This is a genomic window from Streptomyces sp. NPDC006602 (assembly GCF_042870385.1).
Lineage (GTDB): Bacteria > Actinomycetota > Actinomycetes > Streptomycetales > Streptomycetaceae > Streptomyces.
Genome location: NZ_JBIAHG010000001.1, coordinates 147,184 through 172,867, shown reverse-complemented (window position 1 = coordinate 172,867; position 25,684 = coordinate 147,184). Strand labels below are relative to the sequence as shown.

Below are 25,684 nucleotides of genomic sequence, written 5' to 3'. Positions count from 1 at the left end.
TGGGGTGGGCGCCGGGGTTGCCCTTGGGTGGGTGACGCCGGCGCCGGCGTCTGGGTGACCGTCGCTGGGGGCTCCGCCACACCACCCGACTCGTATGGGGGAGGGAACCCGACTCGGATGGGGGAGGGATGAAATCTCGCCCGTTTACTTTCCCCGTGCCGCCCGCAACCTCGGGGGCCACTTCCTCGTGTCCCTCGGTTCCACGTACGGCTCCTCCGTCGGTGGGCGGCCGTCCGTGATGGCTCGCTCTCGGGCCAGTTCGGCGTCGAACTCCAGGCCGAGGAGGATCGCCAGGTTGGTCAGCCAGAGCCAGACGAGGAAGACGATGGCGCCCGCCAGGGTGCCGTAAGTCTTGTTGTACGAGCCGAAGTTGGCGGCGTAGAGCGCGAAGCCGGCCGAGGCGGCCAGCCAGATGAGCGTGGCGAGGACGCTGCCGGGGGAGACCCAACGGAAGCCGCGGCCGCGGACGTTGGGGGCGGCCCAGTACAGCAGGGCGATCATCAGGACGACCAGGAGGAGCAGCACCGGCCACTTCGCGACGCCCCACACCGCGATCGCCTCGTCGCCGAGCCCGATCGTCGTGCCGGCCCGTTCGGCCAGCGGGCCCGTGAACACCACGATCAGTGCGCTCGCGGCCAGCATCAGCATCAGCACCACGGTCAGCGCCAGCCTCAGCGGCGTCAACTTCCACACCGGGCGGCCCTCCGGAAGGTCGTACACCGCGTTGGACGTACGGATGAACGCGGCGACGTAGCCGGATGCCGACCACAGGGCGAAGAGCAGGCCGAGGACGGCCAGCACGCTGCCGGTGCCGCCGCTGTCGCCGAGCTGGACCACCGCGTCCCGCAGGATGTCCCGGGCGGGGCCGGGGGCGAGGTCCCCGATGTTGTCGAGGATCTTGTCCGTCGCGCGCTGTCCCACCACGCCCAGCAGGGACACCATCACCAGTAGCGCCGGGAAGAGCGACAGGACGCCGTAGTACGTCAACGCGGCTGCGCGGTCGGCGAGTTCGTCGTCCAGTAACTCCTTCAGCGTGCGCCGCACCACCGCCCGCCACGACCGGGCGGGCAACTTGGAGGGGCTGTTCTTCTCGGCGCCCTCGAGCTTCTCGGCCCTTTCGGCCTTCTCGTCCATGACCAGCCGGGTCTCCCGAATTCCCCGCTCGAATCGGCTACTTGACCTGAATCTTGGTTGAGGTTCTTCTTCGCCCCCGCCGCCCCTTCCCGTCCCGTCCCGTCCCTGGGGCTCCGCCCCAGACCCCGCTCCTCAAACGCCGGAGGGGCTGAAATCAGCCCGTCTGGGGGTCCCCCCCTCTGGGGGAGTTTGAGGACGAGGCCCTTCGGACCGAAAGCGGGGGTCTGGGGGCGCGGCCCCCAGGGACGGGACGGGAAGGGGCGGCGGGGGCGGCTACCGCCCGGAGGAATGCCGCCTCTCACCGAACACTGGAACCGTCTGGACAAAAAAAGTGTTCGGTGGGAGGGTGGACCCATGCTGGACGTGACCGTGATCGAGGACCCCGAGGCCGCAGCCGCCTCCCTGGACCCCATAAGGGCCCGGCTGCTCGCCGAGCTGGCCGCCGGCCCCGCGTCGGCGGCCATGCTGGCCGGCAAGGTCGGACTGCCCCGGCAGAAGGTGAACTACCACCTGAAGGCGCTGGAGCGGCACGGCCTGGTCGAGCTGGCCGGCGAGCGCCGCAAGGGCAACGTCACCGAGCGGCTGATGGCGGCGACCGCCGCGTCGTACGTCATCTCACCGCTCGCGCTCGCCGCCGTGCAGCCGGACCCGGACCGCTTCCGGGACCAGCTCTCCGCACGCTGGCTGCTCGCGCTCGGCGCCCGGCTCGTCCGGGACGTCGGCTCGCTGATCACCGGCGCCGCGAAGGCCCGCAAGGGACTGGCGACGTACGCGCTCGACGGCGAGGTCCGCTTCGCCTCCGCCGCCGACCGGGCCGCGTTCATCCAGGAACTGACCGCGGGGATCACCGCGCTGATCCGCAAGTACGACGCTCCGGACACCGAGGGCGGTCGTGATCACCGGATCGTCGTGGCCGTCCATCCCACGGTCAAGGACCAACCCACGGTCAAGGACCAACCCACCCCGGAACTCGAGTCTCAGTAAGCAGGAGCCCACCATGTCCAAGGAATTCGAGATCGCCCGCGAGTTCGAGGTCGACGCCTCACCGGAGCAGGTGTGGGAGGCCATCACCGCCCAGACCGGCGGCTGGCTGTGGCCGATGGAGCCACCCGAGCCGCGCGAGGGCGGCAAGGGACCCTTCGGGTCCACGGTCACCGCCTGGGATCCACCGCACCGCTACACCAACCGCGTCGAGAACGTCGAGGGCATCTCCGAACAGACCCTCAACCAGCTCGACTACACCATCGAGCCGCGCGACGAGGGCCGCCGTGCCTGGGTGCGGTACGTGCACAGCGGGATCTTCGTCGACGACTGGGACAACCAGTACGACGGCGCCGCGAAGCACACCAACTTCTACATGGCGACCCTGCGGCAGTACCTGCTCCACTTCGCACCCCGCACGGCCGCCTTCACCACCTTCGACGGACCCGACGCCTCCAAGGCCACCGGTTCCTTCGCCGCCGTCGGCAGGGCGCTCGGCCTCGCGGACGACACCGCCGAGGGGGCGCGCGTGCAGGCCCGCGGCCCCGAGGGCCGACTCCTCGACGCCGAGGTCGACTTCCGCAACCCGTACTTCCTCGGGCTGCGCACCGAAGGCGCCCTGATCCGTGTCTTCGGTCGCGATCACTGGGGTTACCCGGTCGGGATCAGCGTCCACGACTTCGCGCCGGGCGCGGACGCGGAAGCGGTCGAAACCGCATGGAAGGGCTGGCTGAACAACGTGTTCAGCCAGCCCCGGTAGAGCACTGCGACCGACGGGTCGGCGACTACGGCTTGAAGCGCAGCACCTGCGGGTCGTGGTCGCTGATCTGGTCGTTGAACTCCGAGTTGATGTGCACGCTGTCGTACTCGAAGTCGCAGGAACGCCGGACCGACGGGCTGACCAGGATCTGGTCGAGGACCTGGGCGTTGCCCTGGTACACGTACGAGTAGCGCTCGCTCTTCGGCAGCGACTTGATCGCCGACCAGAGTACGCCGTCGCTCTCCAGGATCTCGGCGGTGCCGGAGAACTCGAAGTCGTTGATGTCGCCCAGGGTGACGACGTCCGCGTTCTTCTGGGTGGCCAGGATGTCCTTGACGAACGCGTTCACCGCGGTCGCCTGGAGAGCGCGCTGGGTCTCCGAGCTGCGCACCGGCGGCTGGTACCGCGAGGTCAGCCCCTGGTCGCCGCCCTTGGAGTTGAAGTGGTTTGCGATCACGAAGACCGTCCGGCCACGGAAGACGAACTCGCCGGCCAGCGGCTTGCGGCTGCTGGCCCAGGCGGCGTTCGTCGGGTCGATGCGGCCCGGGGAGACCGTCAGCGCGGCCTTGCCGTGCTCCGTGGTGACCCCGACGGCGGTCGTGGCGTCGCCGCCCGCGCGGTCGGTGAAGGAGACCCGCTCCGGGTTGAACAGGAACACCTGGCGGATGTTGCCGCCCGGCTCGCCGCCGTCGGTGTTGTTCGCCGGGTCGATGGAGCGCCAGTCGTACGTCGGGCCGCCGGCCGCGACGATCGCGTCGATCAGCTTGGTCACGGTCAGGTCGGCGGCGACCGTGCCGTCGTTCTTCGCGCCGTTGTTGTCCTGGATCTCCTCCAGGGACACGATGTCGGGCGACTGGAGGTTGTGCACGATCGCGGCGGCGTGCTCCTCGAAGGAGGCGTCGGACGGGTCGAGGTTCTCGACGTTGTAGGTCGCGACCGCGAGCTCGCCGTTCTTCTGCTTCTCGGTGGTCTCGCGGGCCAGGCCGGCGCTCTTGAGCGTGCCGATCCGGCCCGCGACGAGGGTGTAGCCGCCGAACTGGTTGTAGTCCAGCGGGCCCGCGGTGGTGCCGGTGAGGACGTCGCCGACGTTCGCCGTCGGGAAGTCGGCGGTCGCGCCCAGGGACTGGATCTGGAGCCGGCCGGTGTTCTGCGAGTCGTAGGAGCCGTAGAGGGTGCCGCCGCGGCGGTTGCTGTTCTCGCGCGGCTTCACCGTGACCCACAGCTCGGTGAACGGGTCGGTGGCGCCGACCACGCGGGTGTCGGCGACCTGGACGTTCATGCCCTCCAGGGACTCGTAGTAGTCCAGGGCGTACTTCGACGGCCGCAGGGTCAGAGCGTTGACCGAGCCGCTCGCGGCGGTGTCGCCGGCCGGGCTGTACGCGCTCGGCACCGACCTGGCGTCGACGACGGTGGCGGCCGGGACCGCGTTGCCGCCGGAGACGACGGTCACCGTCGGGCGGACGATCTCGGTCACCGTCTGGTTGCCGGAGGCGGCGCCGCCCGGGACGAACTCCGAGATCGTGCCGGAGACGGTCACCGCGTCGCCGACCGCGACCTTCGGGGTCGAGCTGGTGAAGACGAAGACGCCCTCGCTGGTGGCCGGGTCGGCGTCCGGGTTCGGGTCCTGGATCCAGAAGCCCCTGGAGGAGCCGTAGGTGCGTACGCCGGTGACGATTCCGGCCACGTCCGTGACCGCCTGGCCGGCGTACGGGGATATCCGGGTCGTGCCCTGGATGTCATGGATGCTCACGGCCGCCGCGTGCGCGGGCGAGGTGAGCACGACGGTCGAGGCCGCGGAACAGACGGCGGCGACGGTGAGCGCGGCGAGACGCGCGGAAGACTTGCTCGGCAACGGGATCCCTCCGGGGACGTACATGGGCGCCGGGACGAGGGTGGAGCGGGAGGCACGTATGACGCGCGTAGATATCGGGTGAACGCTTGTCCCCCGACTTCTACGCGCGTCAATCTCGTGCCTGGTCAGGCCACTTGTCAAGGTTTCAGCCATGTACGGCCCCTGACCGGGAGATGAACCGGGCGGCATGGGTGGAAAGCGGTCTAGGCTGAGCGGTCGAGTGGTACGACGCGTCCCTAGGAGAACCAGCCGATGTCAGACAGCTCCCCCCTGCCACCGGTACGGCTGCGCCCCGAAGCGGAGCTGGCGCGGGACGCCCTGTCCACGCCCCTGCTGTCACGGGCCGCGCGGCTCGCCCGCTGGGCCGGACCCGAGACGCGGATCGACGCCGGGGGCGGGCTTGTCGAAGAGCAACTGCCCGCGGCGGCCGAGCTGCTCGGGCTGAGCGGCGACGACGCGGCGGCGTACGCCAGCGAGGCCTGGCGGGTCGCCGTCGACGCCGGGCTCGTCGAGGTCGTCGACGAGGAAGCGGGCACCGTCGCGACGGGCGAGGAGCTGGCCCTGCTCACCGGCGGCGCCCCGCACGACGTGCTCGACGTGTGGCTGACGGCGCTGGAGACCGTGCTCGCCGACGCGAGCGTGCCGGACCTGGACGACCTGGTCGGCGCCATGGATGCCGGCGGCGAGATCGACCTCGCGTCCCTGGGATGGGACCCGGAGGCCGAGGCCGAGTTCCTGGACGGAGTGCTCGGCAACCTCTACCTCCTCACCGCCGGCGAGGACGGGCCCGGCGAGGCGCCCGTGCCGCTGCCCGCGCTGGCCGCCTCGATGATCGTCCCCGGCGACATGGGCGAGCCCACCAACGACGTGCTGGAGCAGGTCTCCGACGCGATGATGCGCCTCGACGACCAGTTCCGGCTGCTGGAGCCGGTCGGACTCGTGGCGTACCAGCCCGTCGACGAGGCGCTGATGGCCGACACCGACGAGGAGCCCTCGTCCCCGGTCGAGGAGACCGACGTCTCCCGCTACGGCATGGTCCGGCTGACCCCGCTCGGCCTGTACGGCCTCCGGGCCAGGCTCCTCGAGGCGGGGTTCGAGGCGCCCGCCGTCGGCGACCTCGCGGACAAGGGCGCCGACGCGCTGCTCGACGGCACGGCCACCTTCCCGCCGGCGGCCGCACAGGCCGAGACCGAGCAGTGGCTGGCCCGCCGCGAATCCCTCACCGCGGCACGGGAGTTGCTGGCCGCGGCACGGGGCCTGGACGCCGGCGCGCCGCTGCGACGGCTGCGCTGCCAGCAGGCACTGTCCCTCGTCGGCGACGAGGCCGAGCCCGCCCTGCGCGAGGTGCTCGACGACCCCGAGCTCGGCGGACTGGCCCGGGTCTGGCTGGCCGAGCGGGGCGCCTCGGACGTGCCCGCACCGTCGCAGGAGCTGGTGTTCTGGCTGACCGTCGACACGCTCGCCGCCCAGCTCGCGGCCGAGGGCAACTCCGACGAGCTCAGGGACCTGGTGGCGGGACTGGCCCAGCAGCACAGCGGGTTCTTCGCGGCGGCCTGGCGGGTCGACCACCCGGCCGCGGCGGATGTGCTGGAGGCGATGGGGCGGCTGCACCCGGACAAGAAGATCGCGAAGGAAGCACGGAAGGCCGCGTTCAAGGCGCGGTCCCAGCAAGGAGGTTGAGCCGGGGTACCGCTCGGCGGTCCCTGCTCGCCAGCACGGACCGCTCGGCGGTCCCCGCTCACCAGCACGCCGCCGGGGCCCGCGGAACGGGGCTCCGGCCGTCTTGCCTTCATCTTCGACGCCTGAGGGGTCAGCCCATGGTGCTCGCTGTCCTGCTCGCGAGTAGTTGAACGACTGATGTCGTCCGGTGTTCAACCGGCGTTCAGACGTGGGCGGGAGGGTTGCGCGACCGAGGCCGCCACCCTCCACGGCACACCCACCGTCTCAGGAGACACCATGTCGCTCACCCGCAGGGACTTCGCCAGAACATCCGCGGTCACCGGTGCCGGGGTCGCGCTGGCGGGCAGCGTCGGCGCCCTCGCCACCGCTCCGAACGCCCTCGCGTCCACGGAGACCGAGAACACACAGGAGTCGCAGGACATCCACGGCGGCGTCGGCTACGGACCGCTGGTCCCCGACCCGAAGGGCATCCTCGCGCTGCCCGCCGGGTTCGCCTACCGCATCCTCACCTACAGCGGGAAGACCAAGCTGGAGTCGGGCGAGTTCACCCCGTCCAACCACGACGGCACGGCCACCTTCGACGGCCCGCGCGGCACCACCCTCCTCGTCAACAACCACGAGTTGAAGGGCCCGCGCGCCAAATGGCCCCACCCGGTGCCGCTCACCGAGGGCCTCGTCTACGACCCGGCCGCCTCCGGCGGCTGCACGGTCGTCGAGGTCCGCCCCGACGGACACGTCGCCGAATGGGTCGGCATCGCCGGCACCTCCACCAACTGCGCGGGCGGCAGCACACCTTGGGGCACCTGGCTCACCTGCGAGGAGACCGAGGACAAGGCCGGCCAGAACGGCATGACCAAGGACCACGGCTACGTCTTCGAGGTCGACCCCGCAGACCGTCGCGCCAACCGCGACCCCAAGCCCGTCAAGGCGCTGGGCCGTTACGCCCACGAGGCCGTCGTCGTCGACCCCAGGCGCGGCCACCTCTACCTCACCGAGGACGCTTCCGCCCCCAACGGCCTGCTCTACCGCTGGACCCCGCCCGAGGGCTTCCGGCACGGCCGCGGCAAGCTGCGCGGCCTCGCCGAGGACGCGGGAGTCCTGCAGGCCCCCAAGTGCTTCGACTCCGGCGGCACGTTCGTCGACGACCTCTCCCGCGCCACGAAGATCGGCACGGTCTACGGAGTCGACTGGGTCGACGTCCCCGACCGCGACGCCAGGACCACGCCCGTCCGCAAGCAGTTCGCCGACGGCCAGGTCACCCGCGCGCGCAAGCTCGAGGGCATGTGGTGGGGCGACGGCGGCACCTACATCGTCTCCTCGTACGCCCGTGAGGAGAGCCCGGTCCAGCACGACGGCCAGGTCTGGTTCTACGACCCCAAGCGCCGCACGCTCACGCTGAAGGTCCTGCTCGGCGTCAACCCCGACCCGTCCGTCGACGGCGCCTTCGACGGCCCCGACAACATCACCGTCTCCCCGTACGGCGGCCTCGTCATCGCCGAGGACGGCGAGGGCGTCCAGCACCTGTTCGGCGCGACCGACCGCGGCCGCACCTACCCCATCGCCCGCAACGAACTCAACATCGGCACCGAAGCGGAGCCGGAATACAGCGAGTTCGCGGGCGTGACCTTCTCGCCCGACGGCAGGACGCTGTTCGCCAATATCCAGACGCCCGGCATCATGCTGGCCATCACCGGTCCCTGGAAGCGCCAGAAGCGCGGATAGTTAATTCGGTCGCCCGTCCCGAGTTGCGCCTCCTACAGTGAGATCACAACGTCACGCACCTCCCGGTGCGATGGCAGCGGCTACTTCTCTTCCAAAGAATCCGAAGCCGCCGCCGACTTGATCTCGGGAGGCGCAGCTCATGGTGGGTGCCCGGTGCGCAGGCAGCGGTTACTTCGGTCACGGTATGTTGCGGGTTCGAATCCCGTCATCGACCTCCGGTCGGTGTGGCGGAAATGGAAGACGCGCCGGGTTACGTACCGTCGCCGACTCTGATCTCGGGCATCCACCTTTCGCTGTGCCTTCCTCCGGAACTCCAATGAATTCGGGGGAATTCACCATGGCCCGCTTCAACACCAAGGCCGCCAAGGCGCAGCCCACCTCGCGCGTGACCTCGACGGGCCGGGTGCTCCGTACCTTCGAGGGCGGCCGAGGCCGCGAGCGCGACGCGCGTTCGGAACTCTTTCTCCTTTCGGTCGCCAATTTCGTCTCGCAGCAGACCTTCTACGAGTCCGGCGCCGCCCGCGACGACCGCTTCGCGCGTCTCGTCGCCGAGCTCGCCGTCACCGACCCGGCGTGGACGGCCGGCCTGCTCGGCTGGCTGCGCGGCGAGGGCAACCTCCGGACGGCCGCGGTCGTCGGCGCCGCCGAGTACGTGAAGGCACGCCTCGACGCGGGCGCGACCGACGGCCCGTCGAACCGGCAGGTCGTCGACTCCGTACTCCAGCGTCCCGACGAGCCCGGCGAACTCCTCGCGTACTGGACCGCGAGGTACGGCCGCAACGTCCCCAAGCCGGTCAAGCGGGGCATCGCCGACGCCGTACGGCGGCTCTACAGCGGCAAGTCGCTGCTGAAGTACGACACCGCGTCGAAGGGCTACCGCTTCGGCGACATCCTCAACCTCGTGCACGCGGCTCCGGACCCGGACAAGCCGTGGCAGGGCGAGCTGTTCCAGTACGCCCTCGACCGCCGGCACAACCCGGACACCGCGGTGCCGCCCGTGTCGAACCGTGTCCTGACCGCGCACCGCGAGCTGATGGCGCTGCCGGTCGCGGAGCGGCGTGCGGTGGTCACGTCGGACGGCGGGGCCGAGCGGCTCGCGGCGGCCGGGATGACGTGGGAGGCGCTGGCGGGCTGGCTGCAGGGGCCGATGGACAAGGCGGCCTGGGAGGCCGTGATTCCGTCGATGGGTGCGATGGCGCTGACTCGTAATCTGCGGAATTTCGACGAGGCCGGTGTCTCGGACGAGGTGGCCGCCCAGGTCGCGGCGAAGATCAGCGACCCGGCCGAGGTCGCCCGCTCGCGGCAGTTCCCCTTCCGGTACCTCGCCGCGTACCAGCACGCTCCGTCGCTGCGCTGGTCGTATCCGCTGGAGCAGGCGCTCGGCCACTCGCTGGCCAACGTGCCCGCGCTGCCCGGCCGGACCCTGATCCTCGTCGACCGTTCGGGCTCGATGTTCTCGCGGCTGTCCGACCGGTCGCAGCTCAACCGGGCTGACGCGGCGGCGATCTTCGGCGCGGCGCTCGCTCTGCGCGCGGCGGACGCGGATCTCGTCCAGTTCGGCACCAACAGCTACCAGCTGAACGTCAGCCGGAGCGAGTCGGTGCTGAAGATCCTCCGCGGCTTCCGCAGCCTGGGCGGCACCGACACCACTCAGGCGGTGCGCCGGCACTACCGCAAGCACGACCGGGTGCTGATCGTCACCGACGAGCAGTACGCCTTCAGCCCCTACGGCGACCCGACCGAGCAGGTCCCGGCCGACGTGCCGGTCTACACCTGGAACCTGGCCGGGTACCGGGCGGGCCACGGCCCGTCGGGCAAGGCGAACCGGCACACCTTCGGTGGACTCTCGGACGCGGCCTTCCGCATGGTTCCGCTGCTCGAGGCGGCTCGGGACGCGGACTGGCCGTGGGCTGCCTGACGCTCCCTCGCACAGGGGCCCGCACTTCGGTGCGGGCCCCTGTTCTCATGTGGCCTCTTGCTTGTACGGGTAATTGACATCTAACATTTCAGTCATGGAGGCCATCCGACCCATGGCGCGCATCCTGCTCAGGGACCGCGCCTACGAAGCCATCAGGGACGCCATCGTCGCCGGGGAGCTCGAACCCGGTGCGGTGGTGCGGGACGCCGAGCTCGCCGAGCGGCTCGGGCTGTCCCGGGCGCCGGTGCGGGAGGCGTTCGCGCGGCTGGTCGACGAGGGGCTCCTGGAGAGCAAGCCGCAGAGCTACACGCGGGTGACCCCGGTGGTGGCCTCCGACGTACGGGACGCCGCCGCCGTGGTCGGCGCCATGCATGAACTGGTCACGCGGGTCGCCGTACCCCGGCTGTTCGCCGCGGACGTCGAGGCGATGCGCGCGGCCAACGAGCGGTTCGCGGCCGCCGTCCGCGCCGGTGACGTGGACACCGCCCTGCGCGCCGACGACGCCCTGCACGACGTCCTCGTCCGCGTCAGCGGGAACCGCGCCGCCGCCGCCACCGCGGCCCGCTACACCCCCCTCATCCGCCGCCTGGAGCGACGACGCTTCGGTGAGGGCGGCAACTGCCGTTCGGCCGGTCTGCACGACCGGCTGATCGAGGCCTGTGCGGCCGGAGACGTGGACACCGCGGTCCGTGTCACCGCGGAGATCTGGCGAGGGCTGGCCGAACTCGCCGACAGCGACTGATCCCGACCCGGGAGAACCCATGTCCCTTTCCCCTTCCCCGTCCCCTTCCCCTTCCCTGTCTCTTTCCTCGTACGAGCGCTATCCCCTCCTCTTCGGCCCGTCCCCCGTGCACCCCCTGGAGCGGCTCACCGCGCACCTCGGCGGTGCCGCCCTGTGGGCCAAGCGCGAGGACTGCAACTCCGGTGTGGCGTACGGCGGCAACAAGACGCGCAAGCTGGAGTACCTGGTCGCCGACGCGCTCGCCAAGGGGTGCGACACGCTGGTCTCGATCGGCGGGGTGCAGTCGAACCACACCCGTCAGGTCGCCGCCTGTGCCGCCCGCGCGGGACTCAAGTGCGTGCTGGTCCAGGAGAGTTGGGTGGAGTGGCCCGACGCCGTGTACGACAAGGTCGGCAACATCCTGATCAGCCGGCTCGCCGGAGCCGATGTACGGCTGGTGAAGGCCGGTTTCGGGATCGGGTTCAAGGAGAGCTGGGAGCAGGCGCTCAGGGAGGTCGAGGAGGGGGGCGGCAAGCCGTACGCCATCCCGGCCGGCGCCTCCGACCATCCGTACGGCGGGCTGGGCTTCGCCGGGTGGGCGTACGAAGTAGCCGAGCAGGAGCGCGAGTTGGGCGTCTTCTTCGACACCGTGGTGGTGTGCTCGGTGACCGGGTCGACCCAGGCCGGCATGGTCGCCGGTTTCCGGGCGCTGGAGGAGGCGGGCGGGCGGCCGCGCCGCGTGATCGGCATCGACGCGTCGGCGGCGCCCGCCCGCACCCGGGAGCAGATCGCCCGGATCGCCCACAACACCGGGCAACTCATCGGCGTGCAGAAGGAGTTGACGGAGGCGGACGTCGAGCTGGACGCCCGGTACCACGCGGGCACGTACGGGATCCCCGACGAGACCACGCTGGACGCGATGCGGCTCGCGGCCCGTACCGAGGGAATGGTCACCGACCCTGTGTACGAGGGGAAGTCGATGGCCGGGATGGTGGACCTGGTCGCCCGGGGCGAGATCGGTCCCGAATCCACCGTGCTTTACGCCCACTTGGGCGGCCAGCCCGCGCTCAACGCCTACAGCGCGCTCTTCTAGGCGGCGCCCGGCGCTAGGTGGCGGTCCGTGGCTTGCGGCCCGTGATCACCAGGGCGCACACCAGCAGCGCGGTGAGCGCCACCAGCGCGCCCACACCGAACGCGCGGGCCGAGCCTTCGGTGAGGATCTCGGACGGTGACCCGGTGGCGTGCCGGGTCGCCGTGCCGTAGACGGTGACCAGGATCGACAGGCCGAGGGTGCCGCCGAGCCACTGAAGGGTCTGCAGCAGGCCGGAGGCGGCGCCGGCCTCGCTGGGCCGGACGCGGGCGAGGATGGTCGCGTTGAGGGGCATGATGCTCAGGCCGACGCCCAGGCCCATCAGCAGCAGCGGGCCGAGCAGGCCGGTGGCGTAGCCGTCGTCGGGGTCCAGCCGCCACAGCCATCCGCCCGCCGAGGCGATGAGGGCCATGCCGGTCAGCAGGACCGGCTTGGCACCGAATCGGGCCAGCAGGCGCGGCACCAGGCGGACGGTGGTGAACATCGCCAGCGTCAGTGGGAGGAAGGCGAAGCCCGCGCGCAACGGGCTGTAGTCCAGGACCTGTTGGCCGATCAGGGTGAGGAAGTAGAACGCGCCGAACATGCCGGCGGGCAGCAGCAGGATCCCCGCGTAGCCGCCCGCCCGGTCGCGGTCCGCGAAGAGCCGCAGCGGCAGGATCGGCTGGGCCGCGCGCGCCTCGACGAGGGCGAAGGCCGTGAGCAGTGCGGCAGCGGTGGTGAAGCCGAGCAGCGCCTGGGTGTCGCTCCAGCCTTCCTCCGAGACCCGGATGAACGCGTAGACGAGCGAGGTCGTGCCGGCCGTCCCGGCGAGTGCGCCGGCCGCGTCGAAACGGCCCGCACGGCGAGGGGTCTCGCTGACGACGCGGGGCAGCGCGAGGGCCACCGCCACTCCGATCGGTACGTTGATGAGCAGGGACCAGCGCCAGGACGCCCAGGTGGTGAGCATGCCGCCGAGGACCAGGCCGACGGAGGCGCCGATGCCCGCCATGGAGGAGTAGACGCCGAGGGCGTGGTGGCGGCGGGGGCCTTCGGGGAAGTTGGTGGTGATCAGGGCGAGGGTGCTGGGGGCGGTGAGGGCGGCACCGACGCCTTGCAGGGCGCGGGCCGCGAGCAGCCAGGCGCTGTCGCCGGCGACTCCGCCGAGCAGGGAGGAAGCGGCGAACACGAGCACGCCGACGGTGAGGGTGCGGCGGCGGCCGACGATGTCGCCGATCCGGCCGCCGAGCAGCAGCAGGCCGCCGAAGGCGAGCGTGTAGGCGTTGAGGACCCAGGACAGTCCGGTGGGGCTGAAGGCGAGGTCCCGCTGGATGTCCGGCAGGGCTACGTTGACGACGGTGGAGTCGACGCCGACCATCAGGTAGGCGGTGACGACGACGAACAGGACGACGCCGAGAGCGGCGGTCGGTTCCGGTGGAGCGGAGAGTGTGTCGGAGGTCGTGGACGGCGTGGACGGGACGGACATGGAGTTCTCCCGGTCTGGCGTCCCCGGATGGGGCGCGGGCGGGCAGGGCGAACTGCCCGCGGAGAGCGCCGCGCACGGCAAGCGGGGACTGTCTCCGTTTAGTCCTCGTAAGATACGGAGAGGGTCCCCGGTTTTGCAAGGAGATTCTGGATGACGCAGGTCAGACCCATGCGCGCGGATGCCCGTCGCAACTACGAGCGGTTGCTGAAGGCGGCCGCCGAGGCCTTCGCCGAGCACGGCGAGGGTGCGTCGCTCGACGACATCGCCAAGCGGGCGGGGGTCGGATCCGGCACGCTGTACCGGCACTTCCCCACGCGTCAGGCGCTGCTGGAGGCGGCGTACGTCGACCGCGTCGAAGCGCTCGCGGCGCGCGCGGACGACCTCGCCGGTGAACTGCCGCCGGGCGAGGCGCTGGTGGAGTGGCTGAACGAACTCAGCGCCGGGATGATCCAGGTCCGCGGGCTGAAGGCACTGCTCGGCTCTGCCGTCACGGACGGGAGCAATGCCGTGGTCACGGCATGCGGCGTCTCGGTGAAGGGTGCGGCCGGGCGGCTGGTCGAGGCGGCGCAGCGGGAGGGGACGCTGCGGCGGGACGTGGAGGCGATCGAGATCCTGCGGCTGGCGCACGGTGTGGCGACGGCGTCGGAACTGGCGGACGGGGAGGGGAAGTTCATCCGCCGGTATCTGTCGCTGCTGACGGAGGGGTTGCGGCCGTAGTAGCTGCCGTAGCTGCGGGCAGTCGTGCCGCTGGGGCGGCACGGGTGGGCGCAGCGGCACCCGGCAAGCGCCGGTGAGCGCGCCCACCCGACGCCCGCCACAACCCGGGGCACCTGGCCATCGCGCAGCTACGGCAACGCGGCTACAGCGACTGGGCGCCCGGCTTCACCATGTTGCGTACCGTGCGGGCCTTCACGAAGTCGCCCAGTGCCGTCATCTCCCACTCGCCGGAGAACTGCTTGATGAGCTTGGCCATCAGTACGCCGGTCTGCGGTTCGGCGCTGGTGAGGTCGAAGCGGACCAGTTCCTCGCCGGACGCGGCGTCCAGGAGGCGGCAGTAGGCCTTGGCGACCTCGGTGAACTTCTGGCCGGAGAAGGAGTTGACGGTGAACACCAGGCCGGTGACCTCCTGAGGGAGGCGGCCGAGGTCGACGACGATCACCTCGTCGTCACCGCCGCCCTCACCGGTGAGGTTGTCGCCGGAGTGCTTGATGGCGCCGCCCACGATGGACAGCTTGCCGAAGTAGCAGCTGTCGATGTGGTTGCGCTGCGGGCCGTAGGCGATGACCGAGGCGTCCAGGTCGATGTCCTTGCCGCGGAACGCCGGTTCCCAGCCGAGGCCCATCTTGACCTGGGAGAGGAGCGGGCGGCCGCCCTTGACCAGGGAGACGGTCTGGTTCTTCTGGAGGCTGACCCGGCCCTTGTCGAGATTGATCTTCCCGGTGCCGGGGGCGGCGGCGGGCGGGGCCGGGGGAGCGGCCGGCGGCGGGGGCGTGCTGACGCGCGGGTCCAACGGCGGGGCCGGGGGCGCCACCGGCGTCTGCATGGTCGGCGCCGGCGGGGCGACCGGCTGGACCGGTGCGGCGGGCTCCTCGACCGAGACGCCGAAGTCGGTGGCGATGCCGGCCAGGCCGTTGGCGTAGCCCTGGCCGACCGCGCGGGCCTTCCAGGCGCCGTTGCGCAGATAGACCTCGACGATGACCAGGGCGGTCTCGGTGCCGAGCTGCGGGGGCGTGAACGTGGCCAGGACGCTGTTGTCGTCCGCGTTGCGGATGGTGGCCGTCGGTTCGATTCCCTGGAAGGTCTGGCCGGCCGCGTCCGGGCTGGCGGTGACGACGATCTTCTCGATGCCCGGGGGAACGGCGCTGGTGTCGACGATGATCGCGTCGGGGGCCGTACCGCCGCCGGAGCGGTAGGTCACGCCGGGGCCCGTGGGCTGGTTGTAGAAGATGAAGTCGTCGTCGGAGCGCACCTTGCCGTCGGCGGTGAGCAGCAGGCCCGATACGTCGAGCCGCACCGGGGCGGCGACGTCCACCGTCACGCGGGCGGCGGACAGAGGGATGTTCGAGCCGGGGGTCATAGCTGTCATGCCCCGTAGAACGAGCGAGGTCGTTTTACCGTTCCCTTACCCGGGGCCAATCGGGTCGGTGTCCGTCACCCGAGGGGTCGAGCTCGAGAAAAGGCCCCCCGGGGTGACGGTTCAGGCATCTACTTGAGGTACACGATGCCGTCCGTGGTGATCGCCGGGCGCCCCGAGGTGCCGACGACCACGATCTTGACGGTGTGCTTGGCGCCGGCGGACCAGCTCTTGGTCCAGATCGCGGCGCGGTACTTCGTGGTCGCCGACTTCAGGTCGACGGTCGCCGTCTTCGTACCGTCGACATAGACGTACGCCTGGCCGGAGGTGGCCGCCCGCGACACCACCCACGCGACCGAGCGACCGGTGAAGGTCCACGTCAGCGAGGCGTTCTTCGAGGAGCTGGAGTACGACTTGCCGCCGAGGTAGCTGGTGGAGGACTTGCTCGTCCACGTGCCCGACTTGACGGCCGAGGTCTCCTGCAGGATGACCGGCGTGCCGGAGACGGACGCCGTGGCGCTGTTGCCCGCCAGGTCGGAGGCGGTCATGGACCAGGTGGTCGCCACGCCGGACTTGCCCGTGTGGTTCGCGGTGGTCACCGTCGGGCCGTAGGTCGCGGCGACCGGGGCGGTCAACTTGACCTGCTTCAGCGCGGCGCTGTCGGTCGCCTTCCAGCTCAGCTTCAGCGGCACGGCCGTGGTGTTCACCGTGCCGGTGCGCAGGGCGAGGCTCGGCTTGGTGGTGAACGAGGGGGCGGTCGTCTCCGCGACGACCGTGGCGGCCGTCGAGGTGGTCGTCCTGCCCGACTGGTGAGTGGCGCGCACCTGCACCCTGTGGGAGCCCACCGCAAGGGTGGCCCTCGCGGAGGTGGCGCTGCCCGCGGCCGTGGCCGCGGTCGTGCCGTCGACGAGCAGCTCGTACTTCGAGATCAGCGCCGACGGGGTGGTGGCCGACCAGCCCACGGTGACGCCGGCCTTGGTGTAGTACGTCGTGCCCGAGACGCCTCCGCTGACGGACCTGATCGTCAGGCCGGTGACCGGTCCGGCGGCCCAGTCGCGGATGGTGGGCAGCTTGGCGTAGAGCGAGTCGCCGGGGCACTGGGTGTTGTAGCCGTCACGGTGACCGTGGATGGTCGGGAAGCTCAACTGCGTTCCCTGGGTCCAGGACTTGTGGAAGTAGTTGGTGCCGTCCGCGCCCGCGGTGAGGGTGGTGGTGCCGTTCGGGGCGACGCCGTACTGGCCGAGCTTCCAGGCGGCGATCTTGGCGACCGAGACCATGGCGGCCTGGCTCGGCGTCACGTCCGTGTAGGTGCCGAGGACCGAGATGCCGGTGGTCTCGGAGTTGAAGCCGAAGGCGTGGGCGCCCATGACGGGCCTGTCGACGCCGCCCTTGCGGCCCTCGTAGACGGTGCCGCACTTGTCGACGAGGAAGTTGTAGCCGATGTCTTTCCACTTCAGGCTGTTGACGTGGTACGCGTAGATGCCGCGTACGACGGCCGGGGCCTCGGCGCAGGTGTAGTCGTTGCTCTCGGCGGTGTGGTGGACCACCACCGCCTTGATCTTCCCGCCCGGCAGATAGCCCGGTTCCTCGGGGCTGATCGACTCGTCCGCACCCCATCCGGCACGCGAGGTGATCGCGGGGCGGGGCGCGGTGGACGGCGGGGCCGTGGGCGCGGTGGCGGCCAGGCTCGAGGACGTCGATGTCGTCCCGGTCGCCGTGTCCGTCGGTGTGGCGCTCGTCGGGGCCGACGTCGTGGGAGCCGGAGTCGTCGGGGTCGGTGAATCGCTGGGCTCGGTGGTCGCGGTCCCGCTCGCCGTGATGTCCGACGGAGTGGGCTCGCTCGTGCCGGGGGTCGCCGTCGAGTCCTCGGTCGGGTCGGCCGCGAAGGCCGCCGGTTCCATCCCGCCCTTCGTGGTCCCGCCCGAGTCGATCATGTCCAGCCGTAGCCCGGCCGGGAGTTGGTCGGAGGTGCGTCCGTCCGCGGTGACCCGCACTTCCACGCCGTCGGACGGTCCCACCCACGCCGGTTCGGTCCCGCCGCGCCGGGCCGCGCTCTCGCCCTGTCCGCTGTTGCCGTCCAGCCGCAGCCAGTCGGACCACTGTCCGCTCCCGGTGGCCCGGGTGCGTGCCTCGATCGTGCCCGTGACCCGGACCGAGGGGTCGGCCCAGGTGATGCCGAGCATGCTGAACGGCTTGGCGTCCTGCTGCTTCAGGGCAGCGCGGGTGCCGTGCTCGGCCGTGGGCAGCGCGACCGTACGCGACTTGGTGGTGACCGGGCCCGGCTTGTCGTCGCCCCCCGCGTTGTCGGCTGGCTCGCCGGGGACTCCCTGGAGCACGAGTACCGCGGAGAGCCCGGCCACGGCCGCAGCGGCCGCACCCCAGAGGTATCTAGGTCTACCCATAGTGGTCTTGTGCCGTCCTTCGTGAAGATGTGAGGCGAACGAGGTCAGTGGGGCAGGACGCACCCATAGAGAGAGGGGCGCCGGGAGTGAGACTCCCGACGCCCTTGCAGGGTTGTACATCCGACACGTCTTCGCGCTGTGTGGCATCCATACGGCGGTCGGCCGTACGGCCGTCATCCGTACGGTGGTAGGACAGGATGCCGGGTATGAATTCCGGTTCCTTCCTGGTCGTCCCCGCGCTGCTGTGGACCGCTGCCGCAGGCCTCGCGGTGATCGCGGCGCTCGCGCTCTCCCTCCGCGGAGGCCGCCGGGAGCCGAAGCCGGCGTCCGTCGCGTGGGACCCGTTCGGCTCGGGCTTCGCGGTCATCGGCCTCGCGGCGGTCGCCGGATACACGGTCGCCGCCGCCGTCCAGGGCCACTTCTCGCTCCGGGCCGCCGGATTCGGCATCCTGTGGCCGGCGATGGCGGCAACGGCCCTCGCCCACGCGGCAGGACGGCGCGGCCCGTCCTTGCCCCGGTGGGCAGGGGCGGCCTTCGCTGCCGCGGGCGCCGCCCTCTACGGTTCGCTGCCGATATGACCTCCTGCCCGACGGCCCCGCCGTCGGGCAGGACGACCGGCTACGGCACCACCACGATCTTCCGTCCCACCCCCGCCGCGAACTGCTCCAGCGCCTCGGGGTACTGCTCCAGAGGGATGCGGTCGCTGATGAACACGTCCGGGTCGAGCACGCCGTTCGCGAACAGTTCGGCCGCCCGCTCGAAGCTGTGCAGCACCGCCATCGACCCGGTGATGGTGATCTCCTGGTTGTAGATGCGGTACGGATCGATCGTCACGCGGGTCGCGTAGTCGGCGACGCCGAACTGCAGGAACGTGCCGGCCTTCGCGACCCGCTCCAGACCGTCCTGGATCGCCGCGGCGTTGCCCGTCGCGTCGACCACGACGTCCCAGCCCTGCGGCCGTTCCAACTCGTCCGCGTTCGCCGCCGAGCCGGACACGCCGAGCCGACGTGCGGTCTCCAGCCGCGCCGGGTTCAGGTCCACCACGTCCACGCTCGCGGCCCCGGTGCGCTTGGCGAGCTCCAGCATCATCAGGCCCATGGTGCCGGAGCCGTAGATCAGGACGTGGGCACCGAGGCGGGACTGCAGGACGTCGTAGCCGCGCACCGCGCACGACAGGGGCTCCACCAGCGCCGCGTCCTGCGTGCGGACGTGCTCGGGCAGCTTCACGCAGTTCGCGACCGGTGCCACGGCGTACTGCGCCGCGCCGCCCGCCGTGGTGACCCCGATCGCGGCCCACCGCTCGCAGAGGTTGTTGTGGCCCGTACGGCAGTACCGGCACTCGTAGCAGTAGAGCGAGGGATCCACCGCGACCCGGTCGCCCACCGACACCTCCGTGACCTGGGTGCCGACCCCGACCACCTCGCCCGCGAACTCGTGCCCGGGCACGATCGGCAGCTTGGGCGCGAACTCTCCCTGCAGGATGTGCAGATCGGTCCCGCACAGCCCGCACGCGGCAACCTCGACGACGACCTCGCGCGGCCCGGGCGTCGGGTCCGGGACCTCCGCGACGACGGCACGGCCCACGGACTCGATGACGGCGGCCTTCATTTCACGGCTCCCAACGACAGGCCCTGGACCAGCTTGTCCTGGGCGGCGAACCCCGCGGCCAGCACCGGCAGGGAGATCACGAGCGACGCGGCGCACACCTTGGCCAGGAACAGGCCCTGGCTGGTGATGAAACCGGTCAGGAAAACGGGGGCGGTCTCGGCCACCACACCGGTCAGTACCCGGGCGAACAACAGCTCGTTCCAGCTGAAGATGAAGCAGATCAAGGCGGTTGCGGCGATTCCGGGGAGTGCGATGGGGGCCACCACCCGCGCCAGGATCGTCGGCAGCCGCGCCCCGTCCACCCGTGCCGCCTCGATGATCGCCACCGGGACCTCGGCCAGGAAGGACTGCATCATCCAGACCGCGATCGGCAGGTTCATGGAGGTGTAGAGGATGACCAGCAGCCAGATGTTGTCGAGCATCCCGGTGTTCTTGGCGAACAGGTAGATCGGCAGCAGGCCCGCCACCGCCGGGAGCATCTTCGTCGACAGGAAGAAGAACAGGACGTCCGTCCACTTCTTCACCGGACGGATCGACAGCGCGTACGCGGCCGGCAGGGCCAGCAGCAGGACGAACAGTGTGGACGCCACGGACGCCACCACCGAGTTGATCAGCGCCGGCCAGGGGCTCGCGCCGCCGCCCGTGCCGAAGAACTCGCGGTAGCCGTCCAGGGTCAGGGCGGTGGTGAAGGACGGCGGGTTGGTGGCCGCGTCCTGCTCGGAGTGGAAGGAGGTCAGCGCCATCCAGGCGATGGGAAGGAAGAAGACGATCCCGGCCAGCCAGGCCACCAGGCCCAGGCCGACTCCCTTACGACGGACCCGTACGGTCGTGGTCGTGGCACTCATGCGCGCGACACCTCCTCGCGGAACAGCGACGACACCACGCGCAGCGCGAAGGTCGCGATGATGATCGAGCCGATGACCACCAGGACGCCCGCGGCCGACGCGAGGCCGTTCTCGTGGGCCTGGTAGAAGCTCTGGTAGACGGTGTAGGGAAGGTTGGCGGTGCCCAGGCCGCCGGACGTGATCGTGAAGACCGCGTCGAAGTTCTGGACGATGTAGATCGAGCCGAGCAGCGCGCCCAGTTCGAGGTAGCGGCGCAGGTGCGGGAGCGTCAGATAGCGGAAGATCTGCCAGTCGCTCGCGCCGTCCACCCGCGCGGCCTCCATCTGCTGCTGGTCGCGGCTCTGCAGTCCCGCCAGCAGGATCAGCATCATGAACGGCGTCCACTGCCAGACCAGGGAGGCCTCGACCGCGAGCAGCGGAGTGTTGGAGATCCAGTCGGGCTGTGGGCCGCCCACATAGTGCAACAGCCCATTGAACAGGCCGTATTCGGGGTTGTAGAGCACATGCTTCCACAGCAGGGCAGCCGCCACCGGCACCACCAGGAAGGGGGCGATCAGCAGGGTCCGGACCACACCCCGGCCCCGGAACCTCCGGTCCAGGAGCAGTGCCAGGGCGAGGCCCAGGACCAGGCTGGCCAGCACCACCGCGACCGTCAGCAGGACCGTCGTCCACACCGAATGGCGCAGGTCGGCGTCGCTGAGCACCTGCTGGTAGTTGTCGAAGCCGGTGAACTCCCGGGCGTCGGGATAGAGGGAGTTCCAGTCGAAGAAGGAGATCACCACCGTGGCCACGAACGGCAGTTGGGTCACGGCGATCATGAAGATCAGGGCCGGGAGCAGCGGGCCCCGGGTGGCCCAGGCGCGCAGCCGGTCGGAGGGCTGCCGCACGGTGGGTACGGGAGTGGCGGCTACGGGAGCCGTGGTCGTCGCGGTCATCGTCCCTCGTACTCCTCGGAGATCCGCTCGGCGAGCTGCTGGGACTTCTTCAGGGCCGACTCGACGGACTGGCGTCCGGCGATGGCCGCGCTGATCTCCTGGGAGACCTTGGTGCCGAGGTCGGTGAACTCGGGGATGCCGACGAACTGGATGCCGGGCGCGGGGCGCGGCTGCACTCCGGGGTCGTTCGGGCGGGCGCCCTCGATGGCCTCCTTGGTCATCTCCTGGAAGGCGGCGGCCTCCTGGACGTAGGCGGGGTTCGTGTACGTCGACGCGCGCTTGCCGGCGGGCACGTTGGACCAGCCGATCTGGTCGCCGACCAACTGCTCGTACTGTTTGCTGGACGCCCAGGAGACGAACTTCCAGGCCTTGTCGGGGTTGCGGGACGCGTCCTGGATGCCCCAGGCCCAGGTGTAGAGCCAGCCGGCGGACTTCGTCTCCTCGACGGGAGCGGGGGCGTAGCCCAGCTTGCCCTTCACAGGGGAGTTGGACGCCTCCAGGGAACCGGCCGCGGAGGTGGCGTCGTACCACATGGCGACCTTGCCCTGGGTCATGTTGTTGAGGCACTCGGCGAAGCCGGACTGGGCGGCGCCGGACTCGCCGTGCTCACGGACCAGGTCCACGTAGAACTTCACCGCCTTCTCGAACTCGGGGGAGTCGAGCCGTGCCTTCCAGTCCTTGTCGAACCAGGTGCCGCCGAAGGTGTTCACGACGGTCGTCAGGGGCGCCATCACCTCGCCCCAGCCCGGCAGTCCGCGCAGGCAGATGCCGTTCATGCCCGGCTCGGCCCCGTCGACCTTCGCGGCGAGGTCCGCGACCTGGGTCCAGGTGGGGTGCGCGGGCATCGTCAGACCCTCCTTCGCGAAGACGTCCTTGCGGTACATCAGGAAGGACGACTCGCCGTAGAAGGGCTGGCCGTAGAGCAGCTCGTCGTCACCGGTCAGGGACTGGCGCATGGGCTTGAGGATGTCCTGCTCGTCGTACGCCGGGTCCTTGGCGACGTAGGAGTTCATCTCGTGCAGCCAGCCGTTGCGGGCGTAGATGGGGATCTCGTAGTTGGAGAGGGTCGCCACGTCGTACTGGCCCGCCTGGTTGGCGAAGTCCTGGCTGATCTTGTCGCGGACGTCGTTCTCGGGGAGGACGGTGAAGTTGACCTTGATACCGGTCTCTTCGGTGAAGCGGGGGGCGAGCTTTTGCAGCTCGGTCATCTGCGGGTTGTTGACCATCAGGACATTGATGGAGTTGCCGCCGGAACCGGACCCGCCTGCTCCGGCCCAACAGCCGGAGAGCAGCGGGGCGAGCAGCGTCCCTGCGGCGGCCATGGCGAGCGTGGCTCGCGGTGGCCGTCGTCGGCTCTGGGTTCGCATGGATCGCTCCTGGACGTATGGGGAGATAAGGGGTGCCGCTGGGGACAGAAGTGCCCTGCAAGGGGAGTGAGTCGGTTTTTCAGACGCGGATGACCTGGGGGCCCAGCAGCGAGTAGCGGTGGGCCTCGGCCGTAGGAAGGAGGGTGCTCGTCACGATCGTCTCGAGTGCGCCGATCTCCGCGAACCGGCAGAAGCTGACCGCGCCGAACTTGGTGTGCACGCCCGCGAACACCGTGCGGCGCGCGGCCCGGATCGCCTGCGCCTTGACCTCGCTGACCGCGGGGTCGGGGGTGGTCAGGCCGTGCTCGCGGGAGATGCCGTTGGCGCCGATGTAGGCGAGGTCGACGACGAAGCCGGCCAGCATCTTCGTCGTCCAGTGGTCGACGGTGGCGAGGGTGCCGGAGCGGACCCGGCCGCCCAGCAGCAGCACGGAGATCCCGTCGCCCTCCTCCTCGGACAACGCGCCCGCGACCGGCAGGGACGCGGTGACCACGGTCAGCGGTCGGTCCCTGGGCAGTGCCTCGGCGATGAGCTGCGGGGTGAAGCCCTCGTCGACGAAGACCGTCTCGGCGTCCCCGAGCAGTTCGGCCGCGGCGGCCGCGATCCGGCGCTTCTCGGGAACGTGGCTGGTGGCGCGGAAGGCGAGCGTCGTCTCGAAGCCCGCGCTCTCCACGGGATAGGCGCCGCCGTGGGTACGGCGGACCAGACCGTGGTCCTCCAGGGCGCGCAGATCCCGTCGTACGGTCTCCTTGGCCACGCCCAGGTCGGCGGCGAGCACGGTGACGTCGACCTGCCCGGTGGCGCGTGCGGCCCGCACGATCTCCCGCTGACGCTCTTCCGCCGTCCTGATGTGCATGGCCGACACCTGCCTCCGTGCTGCCGCGTTGCCCGTTCGGGCCCGGTGGGGCCCATGGGGGAAGTTCTACAGCGGGTGCGCGGCACTGACCAGGTCTGTTGCGGGCTCGATACTGCCCGGGTGTGCCCGTTTGCAGCGGGTCGTGCCCGCCTGGGACCTGCGCGGCTGTGGATCGGCGCGTGAGATCGGGCAGCGCGGGTGCCCGAACATGCCGAAGGGCGGGCCCGTTCGGTGCCCGCCCGTCGTCCAGGTGCCGCTTACAAGTACTAGTACGGCCAGATCGGCGGGTCGCTCACGAAGTGGCCGCCGAGGCAGGCGTGCGCCACGTTGTCCGGGTCCAGCTCGCCCTGCTCGGCGATCAGCTTCTCGGCGTACGGCTCGGAATCGTCCTGCGGCTCGTAGCCGAGCGCCCGCGCGGTGGTCAGGTCCCACCACAGGCGCGTGTTGGCGGAGGAGCCGTAGACGACGGTGTGTCCCACACCCTCGGCGGTCAGGGCGGCGCGGAAGAGGCGGGCGCCGTCGGCGGGGCTCATCCACACCGAGAGCATGCGCACGCTGGTCGGCTCGGGGAAGCAGGAGCCGATGCGGACGGAGACCGTCTCGATGCCGTGCTTGTCCCAGTAGAACTGCGCGAGGTCCTCGCCGAAGGCCTTGGACAGGCCGTAGAAGGTGTCCGGGCGGTGCGGGGTGTCGATGGGGATGAGGGCGTCCGGATCAAGAGGTGTGTCGCCCTGGGGGCGCGGGGTGAAGCCGACCGCGTGGTTGGAGGAGGCGAAGACGATCCGCTCGATGCCCTCCTCGCGGGCGGCCTCGTACAGGTTGTAGGTGCCCACGATGTTCGCGCCGAGGATCTTCTCGAAGGGGGCTTCCAGGGAGATGCCCGCGAGGTGGATGATCGCGTCGACACCCCGCACGGCCTCCCGCACGGCGTCCTTGTCGGCGAGGTCCGCGACGATCGCGTCCGGCTCGCCGTCGATGGGGCGCAGGTCGAGCAGGCGCAGTTCGTAGCCGAAGGCCGGGAGCAGGTTCTGCATCAGAGAGCCGAGCCCGCCGGCCGCGCCGGTGAGCAGGACGATGCGGGGAGCGGGCATCCTCGGGTCTCCTTGGGGTCCGCCGCCTGTGACAGGTGGGCGCATGCGTGGACAGCATTCACATTCGTGGACACGCTAAGGATCTCGGCGCATCCCGTCAAGTATCGCGCGGACCTGGGGAATCTGCTTCTGCGATGCGCGTTGGTGCGCTTGACCGGCCCAAAAGGGCTCCTTAGGGTGGAGGCGTTCATAAATATGGATGAGAATCATAAGCGTGAGCGCCTGTTCTAGGGAGAGCCCGTGACGTCAGCCCCCCTCGCCGCTCGACTCGGCCTCCCCGGCGGGCCCCTGTTCTTTCCCGTCACCCCTTATGGCCCCGACGGCGCCGTCGACCTCGATGTCTACCGCGCGCACGTACGCCGCGGCGTGGAGGCCGGTGCCGCCGCCGTCTTCGCCTGCTGCGGCACCGGGGAGTTCCACGCGCTCCTGCCGGAGGAGTTCGAGGCGTGCGTGCGGGCTGCCGTGGAGGAGACGGCGGGCCGGGTGCCGGTCGTCGCGGGCGCCGGATACGGCACCGCGCTCGCCGTGCGGTACGCGCGGCTCGCCGAGGCGGCCGGAGCCGACGGGCTGCTCGCCATGCCGCCGTACCTGGTGGTCGCCGGGCAGGAGGGGCTGCTGCGGCACTACCGGGAGGTGGCCGCCGCGACCCCGCTGCCGGTGATCGTCTACCAGCGCGACAACGCCGTGTTCACCCCGGAAACCGTCGTCGAGCTGGCCCGCACGGACGGGATCATCGGCTTCAAGGACGGGCTCGGCGACCTGGACCTGATGCAGCGGATCGTGAGCGCCGTACGGACCGAGGTCCCCGGCGAATTCCTCTACTTCAACGGACTGCCGACCGCCGAGCAGACCCAGCTCGCCTACCGCGGCCTCGGCATCACCCTCTACTCCTCCGCCGTCTTCTGCTTCGCGCCCGAGATCGCCCTCGCCTTCTACGAGGCGCACAAGACCGGCGACGACACCACCGCCCACCGGCTGCTCGACGGCTTCTACCGGCCCTTCGTCGAGCTGCGCGCCCAGGGCCGCGGCTACGCCGTCGCCCTCGTCAAGGCCGGCGTACGGCTGCGCGGGCTCGACGTGGGGGAGGTGCGGTCCCCGCTGCACGAACCGAGCGAGGATCATGTCAAGCAGCTCGCTCACGTGATCGAGCGTGGGTACGCGTTGCTGGACGAGGACAAGTGAAGGC

General features: G+C 70.6%; 21 protein-coding genes. 10 read left to right on the top strand and 11 right to left on the bottom strand.

Going from position 1 to position 25,684, the window contains the following annotated elements:
* Positions 1–144 precede the first annotated feature (144 nt).
* Positions 145–1,134, bottom strand: a complete 990-nt coding sequence (locus ACFYO2_RS00775; protein WP_388342176.1) for a YihY/virulence factor BrkB family protein — start codon at positions 1,132–1,134, stop codon at positions 145–147.
* A 354-nt stretch (positions 1,135–1,488) separates the two neighbouring features.
* Here ACFYO2_RS00775 and ACFYO2_RS00770 point away from each other — a divergent pair, with 354 nt between their 5' ends.
* Both ACFYO2_RS00770 and ACFYO2_RS00765 read left to right on the top strand, forming a co-directional pair.
* A complete protein-coding gene (locus tag ACFYO2_RS00770) occupies positions 1,489–2,118 on the top strand; it encodes an ArsR/SmtB family transcription factor (RefSeq protein WP_388342173.1) in 630 nt (209 codons plus the stop codon).
* A 13-nt stretch (positions 2,119–2,131) separates the two neighbouring features.
* Complete coding sequence (locus ACFYO2_RS00765) at positions 2,132–2,875, top strand: SRPBCC domain-containing protein (RefSeq protein WP_388342169.1); 744 nt, start codon at positions 2,132–2,134, stop codon at positions 2,873–2,875.
* A 25-nt stretch (positions 2,876–2,900) separates the two neighbouring features.
* Here the strand turns inward: ACFYO2_RS00765 and ACFYO2_RS00760 are convergent, their stop codons facing one another.
* Positions 2,901–4,727 (bottom strand): endonuclease/exonuclease/phosphatase family protein, encoded by a 1,827-nt coding sequence (locus tag ACFYO2_RS00760; protein ID WP_388342167.1) that lies wholly within the window; start codon positions 4,725–4,727, stop codon positions 2,901–2,903.
* A 252-nt stretch (positions 4,728–4,979) separates the two neighbouring features.
* Here ACFYO2_RS00760 and ACFYO2_RS00755 point away from each other — a divergent pair, with 252 nt between their 5' ends.
* From ACFYO2_RS00755 to ACFYO2_RS00735, 5 genes are all read left to right on the top strand, one after another.
* A complete protein-coding gene (locus tag ACFYO2_RS00755; RefSeq protein WP_388342165.1) occupies positions 4,980–6,407 on the top strand; it encodes a hypothetical protein in 1,428 nt (475 codons plus the stop codon).
* A gap of 276 nt (positions 6,408–6,683) precedes the next feature.
* Entirely contained in the window at positions 6,684–8,129 is a 1,446-nt protein-coding gene (locus tag ACFYO2_RS00750; RefSeq protein WP_388342163.1) for an alkaline phosphatase PhoX, read from the top strand.
* A gap of 337 nt (positions 8,130–8,466) precedes the next feature.
* Positions 8,467–10,047 (top strand): TROVE domain-containing protein, encoded by a 1,581-nt coding sequence (locus ACFYO2_RS00745; protein ID WP_388342161.1) that lies wholly within the window; start codon positions 8,467–8,469, stop codon positions 10,045–10,047.
* A gap of 94 nt (positions 10,048–10,141) precedes the next feature.
* Positions 10,142–10,789, top strand: a complete 648-nt coding sequence (locus ACFYO2_RS00740; protein WP_388342158.1) for a GntR family transcriptional regulator — start codon at positions 10,142–10,144, stop codon at positions 10,787–10,789.
* A gap of 55 nt (positions 10,790–10,844) precedes the next feature.
* Positions 10,845–11,861, top strand: coding sequence for a 1-aminocyclopropane-1-carboxylate deaminase (locus ACFYO2_RS00735; protein ID WP_388343888.1), 1,017 nt, complete (start codon positions 10,845–10,847; stop codon positions 11,859–11,861).
* A gap of 13 nt (positions 11,862–11,874) precedes the next feature.
* Here the strand turns inward: ACFYO2_RS00735 and ACFYO2_RS00730 are convergent, their stop codons facing one another.
* The gene (locus ACFYO2_RS00730; protein ID WP_388342155.1) at positions 11,875–13,320 is read right to left on the bottom strand and encodes an MFS transporter; all 1,446 of its coding nucleotides are present in this window, start codon (positions 13,318–13,320) and stop codon (positions 11,875–11,877) included.
* Positions 13,321–13,470: 150 nt separating this feature from the next.
* On the opposite strand from ACFYO2_RS00730, the gene ACFYO2_RS00725 reads away from it, so the two are divergent.
* On the top strand, positions 13,471–14,037 hold the full coding sequence (locus ACFYO2_RS00725) for a TetR/AcrR family transcriptional regulator (RefSeq protein WP_388342152.1): 567 nt from the start codon (positions 13,471–13,473) through the stop codon (positions 14,035–14,037).
* 142 nt (positions 14,038–14,179) lie between these two features.
* Here ACFYO2_RS00725 and ACFYO2_RS00720 read toward each other — a convergent pair whose 3' ends face one another.
* Both ACFYO2_RS00720 and ACFYO2_RS00715 read right to left on the bottom strand, forming a co-directional pair.
* On the bottom strand, positions 14,180–15,397 hold the full coding sequence (locus ACFYO2_RS00720; RefSeq protein ID WP_388343885.1) for a TerD family protein: 1,218 nt from the start codon (positions 15,395–15,397) through the stop codon (positions 14,180–14,182).
* 128 nt (positions 15,398–15,525) lie between these two features.
* Positions 15,526–17,796: a peptidoglycan recognition protein gene (locus ACFYO2_RS00715; protein WP_388342149.1), complete on the bottom strand. Its 2,271-nt coding sequence runs from the start codon at positions 17,794–17,796 to the stop codon at positions 15,526–15,528.
* Positions 17,797–18,002: 206 nt separating this feature from the next.
* Between ACFYO2_RS00715 and ACFYO2_RS00710 the strand changes: the two genes are divergently transcribed.
* Complete coding sequence (locus ACFYO2_RS00710) at positions 18,003–18,374, top strand: hypothetical protein (protein ID WP_388342146.1); 372 nt, start codon at positions 18,003–18,005, stop codon at positions 18,372–18,374.
* A gap of 40 nt (positions 18,375–18,414) precedes the next feature.
* On the opposite strand, the gene ACFYO2_RS00705 is transcribed toward ACFYO2_RS00710, so the two are convergent.
* The 6 genes from ACFYO2_RS00705 to ACFYO2_RS00680 form a co-directional block, all read right to left on the bottom strand.
* Positions 18,415–19,404, bottom strand: coding sequence for a zinc-dependent alcohol dehydrogenase family protein (locus tag ACFYO2_RS00705; RefSeq protein WP_388342144.1), 990 nt, complete (start codon positions 19,402–19,404; stop codon positions 18,415–18,417).
* Positions 19,401–20,249, bottom strand: a complete 849-nt coding sequence (locus ACFYO2_RS00700) for a carbohydrate ABC transporter permease (RefSeq protein WP_388342142.1) — start codon at positions 20,247–20,249, stop codon at positions 19,401–19,403. Before ACFYO2_RS00700 ends, ACFYO2_RS00705 begins: the two co-directional genes overlap by 4 nt.
* Positions 20,246–21,184, bottom strand: a complete 939-nt coding sequence (locus ACFYO2_RS00695) for a carbohydrate ABC transporter permease (protein WP_388342139.1) — start codon at positions 21,182–21,184, stop codon at positions 20,246–20,248. Before ACFYO2_RS00695 ends, ACFYO2_RS00700 begins: the two co-directional genes overlap by 4 nt.
* Positions 21,181–22,551: an ABC transporter substrate-binding protein gene (locus ACFYO2_RS00690; RefSeq protein ID WP_388342136.1), complete on the bottom strand. Its 1,371-nt coding sequence runs from the start codon at positions 22,549–22,551 to the stop codon at positions 21,181–21,183. The genes ACFYO2_RS00695 and ACFYO2_RS00690 overlap by 4 nt, the downstream gene beginning before the upstream one ends.
* Before the next feature lie 79 nt (positions 22,552–22,630).
* Positions 22,631–23,407: a DeoR/GlpR family DNA-binding transcription regulator gene (locus tag ACFYO2_RS00685; RefSeq protein ID WP_388342134.1), complete on the bottom strand. Its 777-nt coding sequence runs from the start codon at positions 23,405–23,407 to the stop codon at positions 22,631–22,633.
* Between the two features lie 266 nt (positions 23,408–23,673).
* A complete protein-coding gene (locus ACFYO2_RS00680; protein WP_388342131.1) occupies positions 23,674–24,498 on the bottom strand; it encodes an NAD-dependent epimerase/dehydratase family protein in 825 nt (274 codons plus the stop codon).
* Between the two features lie 240 nt (positions 24,499–24,738).
* On the opposite strand from ACFYO2_RS00680, the gene ACFYO2_RS00675 reads away from it, so the two are divergent.
* Positions 24,739–25,680 carry a 5-dehydro-4-deoxyglucarate dehydratase gene (locus ACFYO2_RS00675; RefSeq protein WP_388342129.1) on the top strand — a complete coding sequence of 314 codons (942 nt, stop codon included), beginning with the start codon at positions 24,739–24,741 and terminating at the stop codon, positions 25,678–25,680.
* Positions 25,681–25,684 lie beyond the last annotated feature (4 nt).

What these genes read in the sequence shown, in the direction of transcription:
- ACFYO2_RS00775 (WP_388342176.1), bottom strand. Translation starts at nt 1,134, where the DNA reads ATGGACGAGAAGGCCGAAAGGGCCGAGAAGCTCGAGGGCGCCGAGAAG.
- ACFYO2_RS00765 (WP_388342169.1), top strand. Translation starts at nt 2,132, where the DNA reads ATGTCCAAGGAATTCGAGATCGCCCGCGAGTTCGAGGTCGACGCCTCA.
- ACFYO2_RS00755 (WP_388342165.1), top strand. Translation starts at nt 4,980, where the DNA reads ATGTCAGACAGCTCCCCCCTGCCACCGGTACGGCTGCGCCCCGAAGCG.
- ACFYO2_RS00690 (WP_388342136.1), bottom strand. Translation starts at nt 22,551, where the DNA reads ATGCGAACCCAGAGCCGACGACGGCCACCGCGAGCCACGCTCGCCATG.
- ACFYO2_RS00715 (WP_388342149.1), bottom strand. Translation starts at nt 17,796, where the DNA reads ATGGGTAGACCTAGATACCTCTGGGGTGCGGCCGCTGCGGCCGTGGCC.
- ACFYO2_RS00685 (WP_388342134.1), bottom strand. Translation starts at nt 23,407, where the DNA reads ATGCACATCAGGACGGCGGAAGAGCGTCAGCGGGAGATCGTGCGGGCC.
- ACFYO2_RS00680 (WP_388342131.1), bottom strand. Translation starts at nt 24,498, where the DNA reads ATGCCCGCTCCCCGCATCGTCCTGCTCACCGGCGCGGCCGGCGGGCTC.
- ACFYO2_RS00720 (WP_388343885.1), bottom strand. Translation starts at nt 15,397, where the DNA reads ATGACCCCCGGCTCGAACATCCCTCTGTCCGCCGCCCGCGTGACGGTG.
- ACFYO2_RS00700 (WP_388342142.1), bottom strand. Translation starts at nt 20,249, where the DNA reads ATGAGTGCCACGACCACGACCGTACGGGTCCGTCGTAAGGGAGTCGGC.
- ACFYO2_RS00695 (WP_388342139.1), bottom strand. Translation starts at nt 21,184, where the DNA reads ATGACCGCGACGACCACGGCTCCCGTAGCCGCCACTCCCGTACCCACC.
- ACFYO2_RS00745 (WP_388342161.1), top strand. Translation starts at nt 8,467, where the DNA reads ATGGCCCGCTTCAACACCAAGGCCGCCAAGGCGCAGCCCACCTCGCGC.
- ACFYO2_RS00750 (WP_388342163.1), top strand. Translation starts at nt 6,684, where the DNA reads ATGTCGCTCACCCGCAGGGACTTCGCCAGAACATCCGCGGTCACCGGT.
- ACFYO2_RS00770 (WP_388342173.1), top strand. Translation starts at nt 1,489, where the DNA reads ATGCTGGACGTGACCGTGATCGAGGACCCCGAGGCCGCAGCCGCCTCC.
- ACFYO2_RS00710 (WP_388342146.1), top strand. Translation starts at nt 18,003, where the DNA reads ATGAATTCCGGTTCCTTCCTGGTCGTCCCCGCGCTGCTGTGGACCGCT.
- ACFYO2_RS00705 (WP_388342144.1), bottom strand. Translation starts at nt 19,404, where the DNA reads ATGAAGGCCGCCGTCATCGAGTCCGTGGGCCGTGCCGTCGTCGCGGAG.
- ACFYO2_RS00730 (WP_388342155.1), bottom strand. Translation starts at nt 13,320, where the DNA reads ATGTCCGTCCCGTCCACGCCGTCCACGACCTCCGACACACTCTCCGCT.
- ACFYO2_RS00740 (WP_388342158.1), top strand. Translation starts at nt 10,142, where the DNA reads ATGGAGGCCATCCGACCCATGGCGCGCATCCTGCTCAGGGACCGCGCC.
- ACFYO2_RS00725 (WP_388342152.1), top strand. Translation starts at nt 13,471, where the DNA reads ATGACGCAGGTCAGACCCATGCGCGCGGATGCCCGTCGCAACTACGAG.